Annotated in this window: 16 protein-coding genes; 2 read left to right on the top strand and 14 right to left on the bottom strand. The window is 67.9% G+C overall.

Annotation, left to right across the window (positions count from 1 at the left end; genetic code table 11):
- Window positions 1–23 precede the first annotated feature (23 nt).
- Window positions 24–587, top strand: a complete 564-nt coding sequence (locus tag AC1RJ9_RS01500; RefSeq protein WP_492835364.1) for an HdeD family acid-resistance protein — start codon at window positions 24–26, stop codon at window positions 585–587.
- Window positions 588–944: 357 nt separating this feature from the next.
- Window positions 945–1,706 (top strand): prepilin peptidase, encoded by a 762-nt coding sequence (locus AC1RJ9_RS01495; RefSeq protein ID WP_492881536.1) that lies wholly within the window; start codon window positions 945–947, stop codon window positions 1,704–1,706.
- Here AC1RJ9_RS01495 and gspN read toward each other — a convergent pair.
- From gspN to AC1RJ9_RS01425, 14 genes are all read right to left on the bottom strand, one after another.
- Window positions 1,674–2,429 carry a type II secretion system protein N gene (gspN, locus tag AC1RJ9_RS01490; RefSeq protein ID WP_492835368.1) on the bottom strand — a complete coding sequence of 252 codons (756 nt, stop codon included), beginning with the start codon at window positions 2,427–2,429 and terminating at the stop codon, window positions 1,674–1,676. The genes AC1RJ9_RS01495 and gspN overlap by 33 nt on opposite strands.
- Window positions 2,426–2,908: a type II secretion system protein M gene (locus AC1RJ9_RS01485; RefSeq protein ID WP_492835370.1), complete on the bottom strand. Its 483-nt coding sequence runs from the start codon at window positions 2,906–2,908 to the stop codon at window positions 2,426–2,428. The genes gspN and AC1RJ9_RS01485 overlap by 4 nt, the downstream gene beginning before the upstream one ends.
- Complete coding sequence (gene gspL, locus AC1RJ9_RS01480) at window positions 2,905–3,990, bottom strand: type II secretion system protein GspL (RefSeq protein WP_492835372.1); 1,086 nt, start codon at window positions 3,988–3,990, stop codon at window positions 2,905–2,907. Before gspL ends, AC1RJ9_RS01485 begins: the two co-directional genes overlap by 4 nt.
- Window positions 3,987–4,961, bottom strand: coding sequence for a type II secretion system minor pseudopilin GspK (gene gspK / locus AC1RJ9_RS01475; protein ID WP_492835374.1), 975 nt, complete (start codon window positions 4,959–4,961; stop codon window positions 3,987–3,989). Before gspK ends, gspL begins: the two co-directional genes overlap by 4 nt.
- Window positions 4,958–5,554, bottom strand: a complete 597-nt coding sequence (gene gspJ, locus AC1RJ9_RS01470) for a type II secretion system minor pseudopilin GspJ (RefSeq protein ID WP_492835376.1) — start codon at window positions 5,552–5,554, stop codon at window positions 4,958–4,960. Before gspJ ends, gspK begins: the two co-directional genes overlap by 4 nt.
- On the bottom strand, window positions 5,551–5,934 hold the full coding sequence (gspI, locus tag AC1RJ9_RS01465) for a type II secretion system minor pseudopilin GspI (protein WP_492835378.1): 384 nt from the start codon (window positions 5,932–5,934) through the stop codon (window positions 5,551–5,553). The genes gspJ and gspI overlap by 4 nt, the downstream gene beginning before the upstream one ends.
- On the bottom strand, window positions 5,903–6,394 hold the full coding sequence (locus AC1RJ9_RS01460; RefSeq protein WP_492835380.1) for a GspH/FimT family pseudopilin: 492 nt from the start codon (window positions 6,392–6,394) through the stop codon (window positions 5,903–5,905). The genes gspI and AC1RJ9_RS01460 overlap by 32 nt, the downstream gene beginning before the upstream one ends.
- Window positions 6,378–6,830, bottom strand: a complete 453-nt coding sequence (gene gspG / locus AC1RJ9_RS01455; protein ID WP_492835382.1) for a type II secretion system major pseudopilin GspG — start codon at window positions 6,828–6,830, stop codon at window positions 6,378–6,380. Before gspG ends, AC1RJ9_RS01460 begins: the two co-directional genes overlap by 17 nt.
- Before the next feature lie 11 nt (window positions 6,831–6,841).
- Window positions 6,842–8,053, bottom strand: coding sequence for a type II secretion system inner membrane protein GspF (gene gspF, locus AC1RJ9_RS01450; RefSeq protein WP_492835384.1), 1,212 nt, complete (start codon window positions 8,051–8,053; stop codon window positions 6,842–6,844).
- Window positions 8,040–9,512 carry a type II secretion system ATPase GspE gene (gene gspE / locus AC1RJ9_RS01445; RefSeq protein ID WP_492835386.1) on the bottom strand — a complete coding sequence of 491 codons (1,473 nt, stop codon included), beginning with the start codon at window positions 9,510–9,512 and terminating at the stop codon, window positions 8,040–8,042. The genes gspF and gspE overlap by 14 nt, the downstream gene beginning before the upstream one ends.
- Window positions 9,509–11,590: a type II secretion system secretin GspD gene (gspD, locus tag AC1RJ9_RS01440; protein ID WP_492835388.1), complete on the bottom strand. Its 2,082-nt coding sequence runs from the start codon at window positions 11,588–11,590 to the stop codon at window positions 9,509–9,511. The genes gspE and gspD overlap by 4 nt, the downstream gene beginning before the upstream one ends.
- Complete coding sequence (locus AC1RJ9_RS01435; RefSeq protein ID WP_492835390.1) at window positions 11,587–11,961, bottom strand: type II secretion system protein N; 375 nt, start codon at window positions 11,959–11,961, stop codon at window positions 11,587–11,589. The genes gspD and AC1RJ9_RS01435 overlap by 4 nt, the downstream gene beginning before the upstream one ends.
- A gap of 232 nt (window positions 11,962–12,193) precedes the next feature.
- On the bottom strand, window positions 12,194–14,830 hold the full coding sequence (locus AC1RJ9_RS01430; protein ID WP_492835392.1) for a TonB-dependent receptor domain-containing protein: 2,637 nt from the start codon (window positions 14,828–14,830) through the stop codon (window positions 12,194–12,196).
- 83 nt (window positions 14,831–14,913) lie between these two features.
- The gene (locus tag AC1RJ9_RS01425) at window positions 14,914–16,458 is read right to left on the bottom strand and encodes a beta-helix domain-containing protein (protein WP_492835394.1); all 1,545 of its coding nucleotides are present in this window, start codon (window positions 16,456–16,458) and stop codon (window positions 14,914–14,916) included.
- Window positions 16,459–16,559 lie beyond the last annotated feature (101 nt).

The following is a 16,559-nucleotide window of genomic DNA, read 5'->3' as shown; positions in this document are numbered from 1 at the left end:
GGATGATCAAGAGGAGCAAAGTCATGACGACCCCGCATTTCGAGAGTCCCTTCGGTGTTCAAATCCGAAAAGGGGCCAACCACCTGATGTGGCTCGGCGGCGCGCTGCTGGCGGTCGGCGTCGCGGCGCTGGTGTTCCCCGTCCTTTCGACCCTGGTGGCCACCGTCTTCGTGGGCTGGCTGGTCATGATCTTCGGCCTGACGACGCTGTTCGCGTCCTTCTCGATCCGCGCGGCCGGCCCGTTCTTCGGCGCGCTCCTGAGTTCGCTCCTGTCGATCGCGGGCGGCGTCTTCATCCTGATGCGCCCGGATGTCGGCGCGCTTGGCCTCACCATCTGCCTTGGCGCGCTGTTCATGGTCCAGGGCGCGTTCGAGATGATGCTGGCGGTCCAGCTGCGCCCCGCGAAGGGCTGGGTCTGGATGCTGGTGTCGGCCCTGACGAGCATCCTTCTGTCGCTCGCCATCGTCTCGGGCCTGCCTGGAACCTCGCTGATCTCGCTGGGCGTGATCATCGGCTTCAACTTCATCAGTACGGGCATCGCCTACATGTTCCTCGGCGGGGCCGTGAAGCACGAGGTCAAGGCCTAGAGTCCTCTGGATGTTTGACTCGAGGGCCGACGCGGGGTTCCCGTGGCCTCCGAGAAGGCGTCCGAGCTTGATTTTATTGACGGTTCCGGGCTTTCGGGGGGGAGCACCGTGGAGCGTTTTGTGGAGCGCTCGGTGGAGCGATTACTGTCACCTCCGCGCTCTGGAGGTGATATGGAACACTACCTTGTCCGGGGGTCGCGAAGCCGATCAGGCGCCACCGGTAGAGAGTAGACGCCCCCTTTCAGAAAATTCTTAGATTTTGCAATGCTGCGGGCGCTCCCTCGAAATGAGGTACAAGGCAAGCTAGATCATTGAGTTCATGCTCTGCGTCTAGCGGCCAACGCGAGTTTTTACCTCTTGACCATAAAAGACTTTCCGGGCGTTGCGACCTTGGTTCTTGGCCCCTTCTTCGGCAGCTTCATCGGCCTGCTGAGCCTTCGTCTTCCGGCGGGGCGAGCCTGGGTCGCCTCGCGGTCCGCCTGCTCCGCTTGCCATCGGCCCCTGGGAATAACCGACCTCGCGCCGCTCTTCAGCTACCTTGCTCTCCGGGGCCGTTGTCGAACCTGCGGAGCCGCCATACCGGTGCGTTATCCGTTGTTCGAGGTCGGCTGCCTGCTGATCGCGGCCTGGAGCTTCGCGACCCAGACCGGCTGGCTCATTCCCGCCACGGCCCTGCTGGGCTGGCAGCTGCTGCTGATCGCGGTGATCGACGCCGAACACCTCTGGCTGCCGGACCTCCTGACCCTGCCGCTTGGTCTGGTCGGCGCCGCGGTGACGATCGGGCTGACCGACGCCCCCTACTGGGCGCCGCTGGCGGGCGCGGCGGTCGGCTATGGCGTGCTCGGTCTGATCGCCTGGCTCTACAAGCGGACGCGCGGGCGTGAAGGCCTGGGCGGCGGCGATCCGCGCCTGCTGGGCGCGATCGGCGCCTGGGTCGGCTGGCAGGGCCTGGCTTCTGTCCTCGTCTGGGCCAGTCTGGCGGGACTGAGCGTGGCGGCGGCGATGCTGATCACCCGACGCCGACTGGCGGAGGACAAGAAGCTGCCGTTCGGGACCTTCCTGGCGATCGGCGCCTGGTTGACCTGGTTATGGGGCCCGCTTCACACCTTGCTTCGCTGAGCTCTTGGGCGGTCCAAACAGCCACCCGTCGATCGTGCGCCGGACACCCGAGGCGTCGCGGGTGAAGCCGGTGGCCATCAATCCCTGGAGAATGTCGGGATCGGTGGTGGCGACCGCCAGTTCCAGCTGAAACCCGCCCGCGCCGTTGACGCGCGAGGTCAGATTCAGCGTCGAGCCCGGCGCCTGGCCGACGAGGGCCGCCGTCCACGCTTCTCCCCGGCATACGGGCGTTCCTTTGAGCGCGCTTCCCCGCAATGGCCCCTCGCTTGTCAGCCTCACGCGGACCTCGCCGCCGGCCTTGGCGCAGCGTCCCTCGCGGAACACGGCGGCGGCGTCCTGGAAGGCGATGTCGCCGGCGACCGGCAAGCCGATCGCGGTCAGGTCGATCGGCGTCAGCAGGGTCAAGTGGTCGACGCCCCTGTCGCGTCCGGCCAACAAGAGCTTGGCCTTCTGGTCCGACCCGGCCTTGTCCTGCCTTAGGCCCAGCTTGACACCGCCGCCCAGCAACGCCAGCGGGTCCAGCCCCGCGCGCCAGCTGCCCAGCGGCGCGCCGACCACGGTCAGGTCCCGGAGCCGTCCGCTCCAGACCGTGCCGCTAACCGCCGAGACACCAGCCAGGCTCGAACCGACCAGATCGGAGACCAGCAGCCGCATCGGCGTCAGCACCGCCGTCATCACCAGGGTGAGAACGACCAGAAGGGCGATCAGGGCGCGGTTGCTCATCGGGACGCCTTCGCGAAGGTGATTTCAGCTTCCACCGCGCCGTTGTCGAGGCGCGACGCGGTGAAGTCGGTCACCGCCACCCCGCCGTCGCGCTCCAGCGACGCCAACCACGGCAGCAGCGCCCGGGCGTCGATCGTGGAGACCCAGATGGTGAAGCGGCCATTGGCGTCCTGACGTCGGCGGGCGATCGACACCCCAACCTTGCCGGCGGCGGCCTCGACCAGGCTCTGCGCCGTGCCCTCGCGAGACGTCGTCGCCGCGGTGGGACGCGCCGACGCCCAGGAGCGAAGCTCCCCCAGCCGGGTCGAGGCCAGTTCGACCCGCTCGCGCGACGACTTCGACAAGCTCTTGAGAGGCATGGCCACGCCGTACCAACCGATCACGGCCAGCAGCACGACGCTCATGAGGCCGAGCATCACCCGTTCGCGCGGCGAGCGCGACAGCCACCACTGACCAGCGGCCTCCATGCGATCGTTCATGGCTGTCTCCTGATGACCAGATCGCTGGTGATCCGCCCGCCCTCGGCGACGGTGCTCTGCTCGGTCAACTCCAAGCGCAGGCGCTTGGCCGCGGTGCGCAGCTGGTCCATGTCCGAGGCGTTGACGTAGCCGATCGTCGAGCGGATCGCGCCCTCCTCACCGTAGACCAGGCTGTCCAACCGCACGCCCGGCGTCGACTGGATCATGGTGAAGTAGACCGCGACGAGATCGCTGAACCCACGGCCGCCCCGCGCCGCCGCCAGGCGCGACAGCGCATAACCCGCCGCGTTCTCGTAGCGCGCCGCCTGCGGGACTAGCGACACCGCCAGGGCCGTGGCCCGCTTTTCCATCGCCTGAGCGGTCAGCACGTCATGGATGATCTGGGTCGCCAGCACGATCAGCGGCGAGATCACAAGCGCCGCCGCCAGGATCGCCAGACGACGCGGCCCCGGCGCCGTGGCCTGATCGCGGCGACCGAACCGGCCTTGCAACAAGTTGATCCGCGGCGCTCGGGCCCCGGCCGCCAGCCATCGGTCCAGGTCCGCGGCCGGGATCAGCCGGTGCGGTCGGTTCTCGATCAACAGCGCGGCGAGGTCGGGCTCCACAGTCATGGCGCCGCCCGGCTCGCGAAGCGCCGTTCGCTCGCCCAGCTCGGCCACCACCAGCTCGCCGTCCTGACCGTCGGGCAGCAGCAGATAGTCGGGGAGGGCCGCCACCGCCGTGGCGCCCCGCGCCGCCGCCAGCTCGAGCCAGGCCTGCAATTTCTCGCGCGCCGTCCAAACCACTAGCGTGCGGCCGTCCGCATCGACGTCGCCGACGGCGATGTGCAGGTCGCCGCCGCCCAGCGCCACCTCGTCCTCGATGCGGAAGGCGACGGCGGACCGCGCCTGCGCGGGGCTTCCGGTCGGCAGGTCCATCCACCGCGCCGTCGTCTCCGCGCCGGGCACGACCAGCGTGACCGGCCCGTCGAGGCCTTCGTCGGGCGCCAGCGTCCACCGGCTGACGCCGCCGCCGGTGACGTCTAGCACTTCGAGCGGCGCGTCCGGCTCGGGCGGCATGAACAGAAGTCGCGTTGAGGTCATTCGTCGGCGGTCCAACGTCGCGCGACCAGGACGACATCCTTGGTGGCGCGGGCTTCGAAGAGGGAGGTCATGAACACCGGCATGTCCGCGAAGACGACCTGGCTGTCCAAGGCGAAGAAGAGGGTGCGGAAGCGCACCTGGTTGCGCACCTCGTCACCGGGCGGATTGGCCAGCAGGGCCTGCTGCCCCCAGAAGGCCTGGGCGTCGGCCCAGCCGTTCGAGGGGCGCGCGTCCAGCACCTGACGCGCCGCGCCACGGTCGATGCGCCCTTCGGTGAGGGCCGTCAGCAACACCGCGCGCTCGGGCGACAGGGTGTTGAGGTTGATCGGCGAAAGGTCGGTCGTCGGCAGCGCGCAGACATAGGGCCGGATGGCGGCGTAGACCGCCGGGGTGAAGCCACGGATGGCGCGCAGCTCGCTGACCTCGGCCAGAGGTCCGCCAGCGGTTCGATAGGGCTGGGGCAGCCTGGCGTAGCCGGGATCCTCGGCGTCGGCGTCGCCGACGTCGTTGCTGTCCATCCACTCGGCCAGGCCCTCGGCCAGTTGCTGACCGCCGCCGACCCCCAGCTGGGTCAGCAGGGTCGAGAATTGTCGCACGCCCAGCTCGCGGCGGCGGAACGGCTCGCCCTGATTGGCCACCACCACGCTGTTGAGGTTGAAGCACCCCGTGGCGTCGGTGAGCCGGGCCTGCATCTGGCCCTGCTCGATCGGGAACGAGATCGCTCGCCCGTTCCAGCCGCCTTCCAGCGTGGTCTTGTTCTGGTCGCGGTCCAGCAGTTGACGAATACGCGCGCGCGCCAGTTGCTCGGACCCGATGGCGTACCAGTGGGCCTGGTCGGAGATACGGGCGTTGAAGGCGCGTCGCGTCCCGAACCGGATATCGTCGAGCACGCCGACGGCGATGACCGCGATGACCGCCACCAGCAGCAACACGGTCAGGAGCGCCGCGCCCTCTTCGTGCGCGCGCTTCATCGCCCTTCCCCCGAGGTCAGGAACAGCTGGTCGATCTCGCCCAGGTCCTCCAGCTTCATGTCCAGACGCACGGCGACCGGGATGTCGCCGGTGGGATCGCCGCGCCAGCCGTCACGCCAGACGCCATCCAGGAGGTAAGACGAGCGGATGCTCTCGACGCCCGTCAGCATCACCTGCGCCGGGCCCAGGCGGGCGCCGTCCAGGGCCGGCCGCGCGCGGCGCTCCAGCCGCCCTTCGACCAGCCGATATTCGACATATTGCATCGACGCGCGCGGCGCGAGATCGGGGTTCTCGTAGCCGCGGCGCGTGAGCGCCAGCAGGGGCCCGTCCACGACATAGGGGTTGACGCCGGCGAAGGCGGTCAGGGCCGGCTGCCCGTCCTCGCCGCGCGTCCGGCGCGTGGCGGCCTGGGACAGATCGGCCTTGAGGATGGCCCGTGTCCGCTGCAGTTCGGCGTAGCGTTCGACGTGGTTTCGCACCCGCGTCTGGTTCGTCAGGGTCGAACTCATCACGGCCACGCCCGCGGCCGTGATCAGCGCGAAGATGAACAGCGCCACCATCATCTCGATCAGGGTGAAGCCATTGGCCTTCATGGCAGGGCCCTGAACACGGTCGCGGCCGCCGCGGGCCGGCGCGAGCGCGGCGTGGTGACCAGGATGTCGACCCTGAGGATCTTGGGATCGGCCGTGCGGCTGACGCCGCGCGTCCACAGCCAGGTCCGTCCGGCGGTCTGCTCGGCCCCGGCCGTGCGGCCCAACGCCGGGGGCGTGGCGCTGGTCACCGCCTCGATCGCCCGGTTGTCCAGCACGACCTCGGCCACGATCCGGTCCTCCAGTTGCTGACCGGCGCGGGTGTTCTCCCCCGCCAGGTTCAGCAGGGCCAATACGGCGATGCCGAAGATCGCCAGGGCGACCAGCAGCTCGATCAGGGTGAACCCCGCCTCAGAGCGCGCGCGCGGCATTGACGGCAACATTTCCGGCGATGTCGACGCTGACCACATAGTCGTCCGCGCCGCCGCGCCCCAGGGTGAATTCCGCGCCGCTGGCCTGGCCGGTCGGTTCGAAGACCACGACGGGTTCGCCAGCGCTTGCCGCCACATGGGTGTCGGGCTCCCAGACCATCGGCGAGAACGGCGCCTTGTCCAGCGCGCGCCAGTCGCGCCCGTCGCGGATGTCGAAGCGGTACTCGGTGGAGGATACGCTCACGCGGACCTGACGATTGACCAGCAGCGACTCCTCGCGCGCCCGCAGCAGACGGGCGGCGAAGCGTTCGCTCTCCCGCGCCAGCGACAGCTGGCCGTTCGGAAGGGTCAGGATCACCGCGGTGGCCAGCAGCCCCACGATGACCAGGACGACCATCATCTCGACCAGGGTGAAGCCGGACCGCGCGGCGCGCGGCGTCAGGGCTCGCGCGGGGCTAGCTCCAATTGCCAATGTCGGCGTCCTTGCCTTCCCCGCCCTCGCGGCCGTCCGCGCCGAACGAGAACACATCGATCGCCCCGTGCGCGCCCGGCGCGCGGTACTGGTAGGGGTTGCCCCACGGGTCCTTGGGCAGGCGGCGGATGTAGCCGCCCTCGCGATAGCGGTCGACCTGGTTCAGGCCGGGCGGCGGCGTGACCAGCGACTCCAGACCCTGCTCGTTGGTCGGGAAGGCGAAGTTGTCGAGGCGATAGGCCTCCATCGCCTGTTCCAGCACCGCCACGTCGGCGCGCGCCTTGCCCTTCATGGCCTTGTCCTGGCTGGGCAGCACATTGATCGCGACCACGGTGGCGAGGATGCCCAGGATGACGATGACGACCATCATCTCCACCAGGGTGAAGCCGGCTTGTCGCGCCCGGCGACGGTTCTTCTGTTGATCGGTGTTCGGCATGGCTGCGCCTCCTACTTCAAGGCCAGGGTGTTGATCTGGAGGATGGGGAGCAAGATCGACAGCACGATCGTGGCCACCACGCCCCCCAGGACGACGATGATCGCCGGCTCCAGCAAGCTCAGGAGCGTGGAGGTGAAGGTGTCAAACTCCCGCTCCAGATAGTCGGCGGCCCGCATCAGCATGGCCTCCACCCGTCCGCTGGCCTCGCCGCTGGCGGTCATGTAGACGAGCACCGGCGGAAAGACCTCGGCGCGGCGCATGGACGTTGACAGGGCCCCACCCTCACGGATCGCCGCGACCATGCCGTCCATGGCTTCCCGCAGGACGGCGTTGCGCACCGTGCCGGCCGTGAGCATCAGCCCTTCCAACAGCGGCAGACCGCTGGCGATCATGGTGGCCAGAGTGCGGGCCAGGCGCGCGGCGTGCACGTCGCGGATCAGCTTGCCCAGCAGTGGCGTCGCCAGAAGGGTCCGGTCCACCGCCAGCTTGAAGGGGCGATGACGCAGGCCGCGCAGGAAGGCCGCCACGGCGGCGATCGCGAGCAACGCGATCAGCCAGCCGAAATGTGCTAGTCCGTTCGACACGGCGATGACGATGCGGGTCAGCAGCGGCAGGGTCTGGCCCATGGAGTCGAACTGCTCGACCACCTTGGGGATCACGAAGATCATCAAGGCGGCGACCACCAGACAGGCCACCACGGCCAGGACGATGGGATAGACCAGGGCCGTCGTGACCTTGGACTGCACTTTCTGTTGCTGTTCGAGCAGGTCGGCCAGACGCTCCAGGATCGTCGGCAGGGAGCCGGAAGTCTCGCCGGCCGCGACCATGGCCCGATAGAGCGGCGGGAACGCCTTGGGGGGACGCGACAGGGCGTCGGACAGGCGGTGGCCCTCCAGGACGCCGCCATGCACCTGGCCGATGATCTGCCGCAGCTTCGGCTTGTCGGCCTGGGCGGCCAGGGTCCGTAGCGCCTCTTCCAGGGTCGAGACCGTGGTCAGCGTCGCCAGCTGGCGCGTGAACATCGAGCGGTCCTTGGCGCTCAGGCCCGCGCCGAACCCCACGGCCAGGCGATCCGCGGGCTTGGCGGTGACGCGCGCGATCCGGACCAGCGCCAGACGGCGCCGCTCCAGCTGGACGACCGCCTCGGCCTCGTCGCTGGCGCGAACCCGCCCTTCGCGGGTGCGTCCGGCCAGGTCCATCGCGACATAGTCAAACGTCGCCATCGCGCGCCCCCGCCCCTGTGATCCGCAAGGCCTCCTCGACGGTGGTCAGGCCGTCCAGGATGTAGCGGCGGGCTTCCTCGCCCAGGGTCGCGCCCAGCCCGGCGGCGGTGATCTCCTGCTCGCTGGCGTTCTGGCCGATCAGCCGGCGCAATCGATCATCGACGCGGATGGCCTCGTAGAGGCCGAGCCGCCCCTGATAGCCGGTGTGGCCGCAATGGGCGCAGCCGACCGCTCGATAGTGAATCTGGCCCAGCGCGATCCCGGCCAGGGCGGCGGCGGACGGGTCGGCGGGCTCCGGCGCGCGGCAATGCTCGCAGAGGCGGCGCACCAGGCGCTGGGCGATGATCAGGCGCAGGGTCGAGGCCAGCAGGAACGGTTCGACGCCCATGTCCCGCAAGCGAACGACCGCGCCGGCGGCGTCGTTGGTGTGGACCGTCGACAGCACCAGGTGGCCGGTGAGGCTAGCCTGGACCGCGATTTGGGCGGTCTCGGAATCGCGGATTTCGCCGACCATGATCACGTCAGGGTCCTGGCGGAGAATAGCGCGCAGGCCGGCGGCGAAGGTCATGCCGACCTTGGTGTTGACCTGGGTCTGGCCAATGCCGTGCACGGCATATTCGACCGGGTCCTCGATGGTCAGGATGTTGCGGCTGTTGTCGTTCAGCACCGCCAGGGCCGCATATAGCGTGGTGGTCTTGCCCGAGCCCGTCGGGCCCGTGACCAGGATGATGCCATGAGGCTCGCGCACGGCGCCGTTCAGCGCACTGAGCACCCCCGGCGACATGCCCAGGTCCGTCAGACGCAGGCCGGCCTGATCCTTGTCCAGGATCCGCATGACCACCCGCTCACCCATGCGGGCCGGCAGGGTCGAGACGCGGACGTCCAGGCTCTTGCCGCCCAAGGCGAGCGAGATCCGCCCGTCCTGCGGCAGGCGCTTCTCGGCGATGTCCAGCTTGGCCATGACCTTGACCCGCGACACCAGCATGGCGGCGATCCGCGGCGACAGGCTGAGCACCTCGCGCAGCACGCCGTCGATGCGCAGCCGCACGATCAGGGCGTGCTCGAAGGGCTCGATGTGGATGTCCGAGGCCCCCAGTCGGACCGCCTCGGCGATCAAGCCGTTGATCAGCCGAATGATCGGCGCGTCGTCCTGCGGATCCAGAAGGTCCGCCGCCGCCGGGATATCCTCGAGCAGCGAGTTCAGCCCGCCCTCGAGGTTCAGGCTGTCGGCGCTGGACGCCGAGGCCAGACCCGCGCCGGCATAGACCTCCGAGAATTTCCGGTCGAAAGCGGGCGGCGCCATCACCTCGACGGACAGCGGCACGCCGACCGACCGGCGCACCTCGATCAGCGCCGTCGGGTCATAGCCCGCCCGAACGCCGACGAGCGCCCGCTCGCCCAGCGACAGCAAGACCACGCCATTGCGCTTGGCGAAGCCGTAGGCGAGCATCGGCGTCATCGCGGCGGCGTCGCGGGCGAGGCCGGCGGCGTCGCGACCGGACGCGCGGCGTTGAGGTAGTCGCGCATGACCGCGTCCAGCGAATTGTCGCCATCCGGCGCGGTCATCGGCGGCAGGGAACGCATGTAGTCGTAGCGCGGCGCGGTGACGTTGCGAGCGTCGTCGATGGTGCGGATGATGCGCGGCCGGATGAAGACCATCAGGTTGGTCTTGCCCCGCTCGCGGGCGGTGCTGCGGAACAGCGCGCCGACACCCGGGATGTCGCCCAGGATCGGCGTGCGCTGGACCGATGAGGTGTCCTTCTGGTCCAGCAGGCCGCCCAGGACGACGATATCACCGTCATCGACCAGGGCCGTGGTCTCGATCTCGCGCTTGTTGATCACCAGCTCGGTCGAGCCGACGGACACGGGACCCGCGACACTGGAGACCTCCTGGCGCAGGAACAGGGTGATGCCGCCGCCCGCGTTGATCTGCGGCTTGACCTCCAGCTGAACGCCGACGTTCTGGCGCTGGATCGTGCGGAAGGGATTGGAGTTGTTGGCGCCCAGCACCTCGCCGGTAGTGATCGGCACTTCCTGACCCACCAGGATCCGGGCCTCCTCATTGTCCAGCGTCATGATCGACGGCGTCGACAGGACGTTGGAGCCGGAGTCCTTCTTCACGGCGTTGATGATCCCCGCGAACAGCAGGTCGCCGCTGCGGCCATAGATCCCCGAGGTGACGCCCGAGGCCGTCAGCAGCGAGCTGACCGCCGCATCGCGCAGCGAGGTCAGGCCTTGCGAGTCGCCCTCCTTGGAACCTGCCCCCGCCCCGGCGGCCACGAGCGGCAGCAGGCTGGGCGAGGCGTTGGTGTAGTTGGTGGCCACGAAGGGCACGGTGCCGTTGGCTCCGCCCAGCAGGAACTGGACGCCCAGCTGCTTGGCGGTGTTGTCCGACACCTCGACGACGATGGCCTCGACCAGGACCTGCTCGCGACGGATGTCGAGCTGGCGGATGACCTCGGCCAGGGTGCGCTGGGTCTCGGGCGGGGCGTTGATGATCAGGGCGTTGGCGCCCGGATAGCGCGCGACGCTGACCTGCTTGCCGGTCGCGCTGCTGGCCGCCGGGACGGCGCCGACGATGGGCGCGGAGGCGCTGGAACTCCCCGTCGCGCCGGTCGATCCGGAGGCGCGCGACGCGCCCAGGGTGCGCGAGGAAATGCCGGGGGAGACACCGCTGGTCTGGCCCACCAACTGCTGCAGCACTGGTAGCATCTGTTCGGCGTTGGCGTGGCGCAGGAAGACGACGCGTACATCGTCGCTGGACTCCGCGCGTCGGTCCAGATCGGCGATGATCGGCAGCAGGCGCTGGACCGCGTCGGCGTCGCCGCGCAGCAGCACCGAGTTGCTGCTCTCGACCGGGACCACGGATACCGCGCCGCGACCGCCCTTGCCGTCCGCGCCGGGCGTCGCCAGCACCTCGTTGATCACCTGGGCGATCTCGCGCGCCGAGCTGTTGGTCAGGGTGACGGTGTGGACCGCCGCGCGGTCCTGGTCGACCTGGGCCAGCAGCCCGCGAATCCGGCGGACGTTGTCGGCATAGTCGGCGACCACGACGGCCTGGCCGCGCGGATTGGCCACCACCTGTCCCTGCGGACCGACCAGAGGCTTGAGCATCTCGACCGCGCTGGCCGCGTCTATCGTCCGTAGACGAAAGACTTCGGTCGCGAACTGGCCGCCGGCGGCGGCGGGCTGGCGCGCGGCGTTCTCGGCGGGCTCGACCCGATAGGTCCCCGCGCCGGCCGGCGTCGCCACCAGACCGTTGGCGCGCAAGGTCGCCAGGAACACCTCGAACAGTTCGCGGCGGCTCAGGGCGCCGTTGCTGGAGACCGACACCGTGCCCTTGACGCGCGGATCGATCAGCAGCGTCGTCCCCGTCGACTTGGCGATGTCCTGGATGAACACCCGGATGTCGGCGTCCTGGACATTCAGCACCTGGGTCTGGGCGCGGACGGGCGTCGCCGGCGCGACGGCGCAGCCCAGGGCCAAGGCGGCGGCGATGGCCAGAAGCGAGGTTCGCTGGCGATGGACCTTGGTCATGGGTTTCCCGGGAACGAAAGGGTGATGCGCGCCCCGCCACGGGACAGTTCGATATGGTCGGCGGCGACCGCGGCCAGGGTCAGTCCGTCGGCCACGGGGTCGCCCACGGCATACGATTTCTGGACGCCGTCGGGTCCGGCGATGATGGCGGAGCCGCCGCCGACGCCGCCGGCGCGCACGCCGAACAGGCGGAAGCTCGCCTGGGCCGGCGAAGCGCCGGGCGCGCCTTGCGCGCCGAACGCGTCGAAGCTGGCCAGGACGCCGAGGTCGGTGGGCGGACGCGACACGACGGGGCGAGCCTTCAAGGCGCCGCTGGGGACAGCCACGGTCCACACCAGCCGCGCGGACTGGACCGCCAGCCCAAGAACCATCGCGATCTCCAGCGCCAGGATGATCCTGGGTCCCGACGAACGGACAAGTTCAGTGAGATTCAATGGAGCCCGCCAACTGGTCTTCTATAGCAAGGCGGAGTAACGCTGCTGCGCCGCAGATCTGCGACAGTTGAATGACAGTCTCGTGACAAACGCTCCTCGTGCGGACTATTCGAGGAGGTGAAAGACCTGTCGCAAACGGGGGAGAGGCTGGCCTCTCCCCCTAAGCGTACTAGAACTTGGCCGAAGCGCTGATCGTGAACGTGCGACCCAGGTCGTAGGTGTTCACGTCCAGGCGATTGCCGCCGGCCTTCTGCGACTCTTCATGCTTTTCGCCAGTCAGGTTGCGCGCTTCGAACTTCAGTTCGACCTCGCGGCCCAACAGCTCCAGCCCCTGGCGCGCGATGAAATCGACGCGCACGCCGGGATACTCGATGATGTCCGGTTGACCGCTGTTGACGAGACCGCGGCTGACAACCCGCTTGCTGGCGTAGTTGATCAGCAGGGTCTGCTGCGACAGGCGACCGGTGTCCTCGAGCCCGAACTGGAGGTTGGCGACGTGGTCGGACTGACCGGTGAGCGGCGCGCCGTCACGGAAGAAGTCCGTGGCCTTGGTCGAGCTCGAGGCGAAGGCCGCGACGGCGTCGTTGGCGCCCACCTTCAGTTCGGACTTGGTGTAGGTGTAGTTGGCGATCGTCACGAGGCGGCGGCTGGCCCAGAAGCCACCCTTCCACTCCGAAAGGTCGAAGTACTTCTGAGCCTCGAATTCGGCGCCGTAGAGGCTGGCTTCCGGAGCGTTCGCGAAGCTGGTCGTGAAGTCGTCGCCCGAGACGTAGGTCTCGATCGGCTTCTTGATCTTCTTGTAGAAGCCCGCGGCCGAAATGCGCTGGTCAGCCGCGAAGTACCACTCGTAGCGGCCTTCGAAGTTGGTCAGTTCACTGTCGACCAGCAGCGGATTGCCGCGATAGGTGCGGTTGTTCTCGGGGTCGAAATAGAACTGGTAGATCAGCTCGCGGAACTGCGGGCGGGCGATCGTCTTCGACGCGCTGGCGCGGATCTGGGTGTCCGGCTTGACGTGCCAGGTGACCGTCGCCGCCGGCAGCCAGTAGTTTTCGTCGAGGCTCGTCGCCGCCAGCGAGGCGCCCGGCGTATTGAACACCTGGCTCGGCGCGACCTTTTCGCGAGCCTTTTCGTAGCGAACGCCGGCGTCGAATTCCCAGTCGTTGAACAGCGTGCCGTTCAGCTTGCCGTAGAATGCGTGGTTCTGCAGCAGGGCGCGGAAGGCGGGGTTGCCTTCGTTGCTTTCGATGAGGTTGATGTTGAAGGCGTTGATCACGCCCGGCGCCAGCAGCAGGTCGGGACGCAGCATGTCCACGCCGCGTGGCAGGTCGTTCGGCGCCTGGAACTGGAAGTCGCGTCGCGAGCTGTCACGGTCGGTGTGCAGATAGGCGTAGCCGACGGTGCCGCTGAAACCCGGAGCGAACTTGTAGGAGGCGTCGACGCCGCCCGACCACAGGTTTTCGTTGAGGTCGGAATAGGCGACCGTGGCGTCGCCGCCGTTACCGTTGTTCAGGCGGTTGATATAGTACTGGCCGAAGGGATCGGCCGCGGCGTTGGTCCGCACGTATTCGAAGGTCAGCTCGCTCGGCGCCTTGCGCTTGGTGTTCGCATAGCTCAGGCGCGTGTCAACATCGAGCTTCGGCGTCACCTTGAATTCGCCGACGAACTGCGTGTTGAACAGCTCGCGTTCGAACCACGCGGTCCTCTGCTGCATGAAGTCGGCGGTCGTGCCGTGACGATTGCCGACGCCCAGGCTAGCGTTCTTTATGGTGTCGTGGACGTAGAGATTGGTCCAGCGAACCTTGTTGTCGCCGAAGCTGGCGGCCACGCCAACCAGGCCGTTGACGACGATGCGGTTGTCCGTCGTGACCCGGCGGAAATCGCTTTCCTTGTCCTGCAGATTGGCTTGCAGCGAGTTCTGGTTGATGGCGTCGCGTGACGACCACTTGTTGCTGTAGCCGACGGTGGCGATCAGCCCCAGGTCCATTGAATTCAGGTCGAACGGCTTGGCCGCCGTGATGTCGGCCGTGAAGTTGGCCGGCAGGTGGTTCCAGGTCTGGAGCACCGCATTGCGGCCGTTCACCAGCTGGCCGGCGATCGGCTTGGTGTCGACCTTGCCGGAGCTGATGCGCTCGCCGCTCTTGAAGAACGCCGCCAGAGCCGACGGAGTGTCGCGATTGCCGTTGTCGTAGCCCGTCCAGTCGGTCTTGCTGCCGTAGTACGAATAGCCGAGCTGATTGGTGGTTTCGGTATCGGCCGAAACCGAACCGCCGATGCTGACGAAGCCTTCCGTCGGGATCGACTTAGTCGTGAGGTTGATCACGCCGCCGCCGAACTCACCGGGGAAATTGACCGAATAGCTCTTCTGGACCATCGACGAGGCGATGATCCGGCTCGGGAACAGGTCCATCGGAATCACCCGCTTCAGGGGCTCCGGGCTGGGCAGTTGCGAACCGTTCAGCAGCGCCAGCGAATAGCGGTCGCCCAGACCGCGGACATAGACATAGCCGTTGCCGACCAGGCTGAGACCGGTCACGCGGCTCAGGGCGCCGGCGATGTTGCCTTCGCCCGTGCGGGCGATTTCAGCCGCCGACAGGACCGAGACGACCTGCGAACCGGTTCGCACGACGTTGCCCGTGCGGCTGGCGGTGATCACCACCGAGTCGACCATCCCCGGGATGGATACTTCAGGCTGCTCTTGCTGGGTCTCGCTTGGAGTCGTCGAAGGCGCGGCTTGGGCCAGAACCATCGACGGTATCGAGAGCGCAGTCGAAAGCAGCAACAGAGACGTAAGCCGCCGCGTCATCATTATCCGATCCCCTCGGAAATTCGTTTATGAAAAGAGGGGGCAGCCGCTTTCCGGCCGCCCCCTCCGTCACGATCAGACCGCGATCAGGTCGTCGGCAGCGAGGTGCAGCTCGTGTTCGACGAACCGAGGCTCGCCGCACCGCTGTTGCAGGTCCACCCGGTGTACCAGGTGTCGTTGCTGTCCTTCACCGCGCCGATGTTGCTCGGCTTGGCGAAGAAGGCGCCCAGGCCCGTCGCGTCGAACGCGGTCACGGCCAGCTCGCTGGCGCCGTTGATGAAGGCGCTCAGCGTCGAGGTGAAAGCGTCGTTGTTGTTGTTGGCGCCCGAGCCGAACTGGGTCGAGGTGGCCGCGGCGTTGTAGCTGCCCGAGCCGAGGTACTTGGCCGCGTTACAGCTCATGACGACCGAGCGAGCGGTCAGCGTGGTCGGCGTCGCGCCCGAACCGTTCAGGCGGATGCACTCGTTGTTCGGCGTGTAGATGACGCTGTTGGCCAGGGTCACGTCCGAGTTGCCGCGGATCAGGATCGAGGCCAGATCGTTGGCTTCGCTGTTGCTGCTAACCTGGCGCTGGATCATGGTGAAGTTCGAGATCTTCAGCGTCTGGCGCGGCAGATCGGACTCGAAGCCGTTGCTGTCGATTTCCATCAGGGCGTCGCCGGCGCCGTCGCGCTGGATCAGCAGGCCGTACTGGAAGTTGCCCGTGATGCCGGTGTCGGCGTCCAGGCTGTCGTCGTCGGCGCCGACGGCGACATAGTACTTCATGTTGACGTTGCCGCCGAAGAATTCGGCGCCGTCATCCGAGCTGTTGTAGCTCATGATGTGGTCGAGCACGGTGCCGCTGCCGACGCCTTCGGTGGTCAGGGATTGCAGTTCCTTGTCCGAGCCCAGGACATAGCCCGAGTAGCGGATCTGCACGTAAGACATCTGCCCGCTGTTGTCGGCGTTGTCGTTGCCGCCGTACAGGGCCGGGTCGGCCGCGCCTTCGGTTTGGCGTTCGCAGGTGTTGGCGGCGGTCGAGCCGGTGGTGCAGTCGGTGACCTTGGCGCGCCCCATCAGCACGACGCCGCCCCACTGGCCTTGCGAGGTCTCGGTGTTCAGGCCCAGCACGTTGTCGCGGCTGGTGAAGATGATCGGCTTGCTGGCGGTGCCGACGGCGTTGATCTTGTTGCCGCGGTTGACGGCCAGCCAGGACACGCCCGTACCGCCGAACAGGATGACGCCCGGCTCGATCGTCAGGGTGACGTTGGTGTCCGCCGAGGTCTTGGTGAAGCCACCGTCAGTGCCGACGTTGACGCGACCGCCCAGTTGGTAGAGCAGACCCGAGATCTTCGGCAGGGTGACCGACTTGTTGATGCGCGCCGGCAGCGTGCACACGCGCCAGGTGCCCGTCGGGCCCGTGATGGTGCCGTCGTCCTTGAGGCCCTGCGGATCGTTGATGGTCGGGCAGCCCGACGCGGCGGTCACCTTGCCGGCGTTCGGATCGGTCGGAGTGGTCGGCGTCGTCGGGGTGGACGGGTTGTTGATCGTGACGTTGCCGCCAGTGCCGGGCGAAGAGATATCATCCGAACCGCAGCCGGCGAGCGCGAGCGCGCTGCAGCTCACGATAAAGAGGTTCTTGTACAGCTTCACGGGAGTCCCCTTGATTTCCATGTCGCCGCGAACACTGCCGCCCGCGCCTTGGAAACCTTACTAGGCGGCGACTGTGACACTTTTTCAAATCGGGTCCGCCA

Source organism: Caulobacter sp. GW822-FHT07D08, assembly GCF_058798735.1.
Note: the sequence above shows the minus strand (reverse complement) of the source record. Positions and strands in the feature narration are given on the sequence as shown.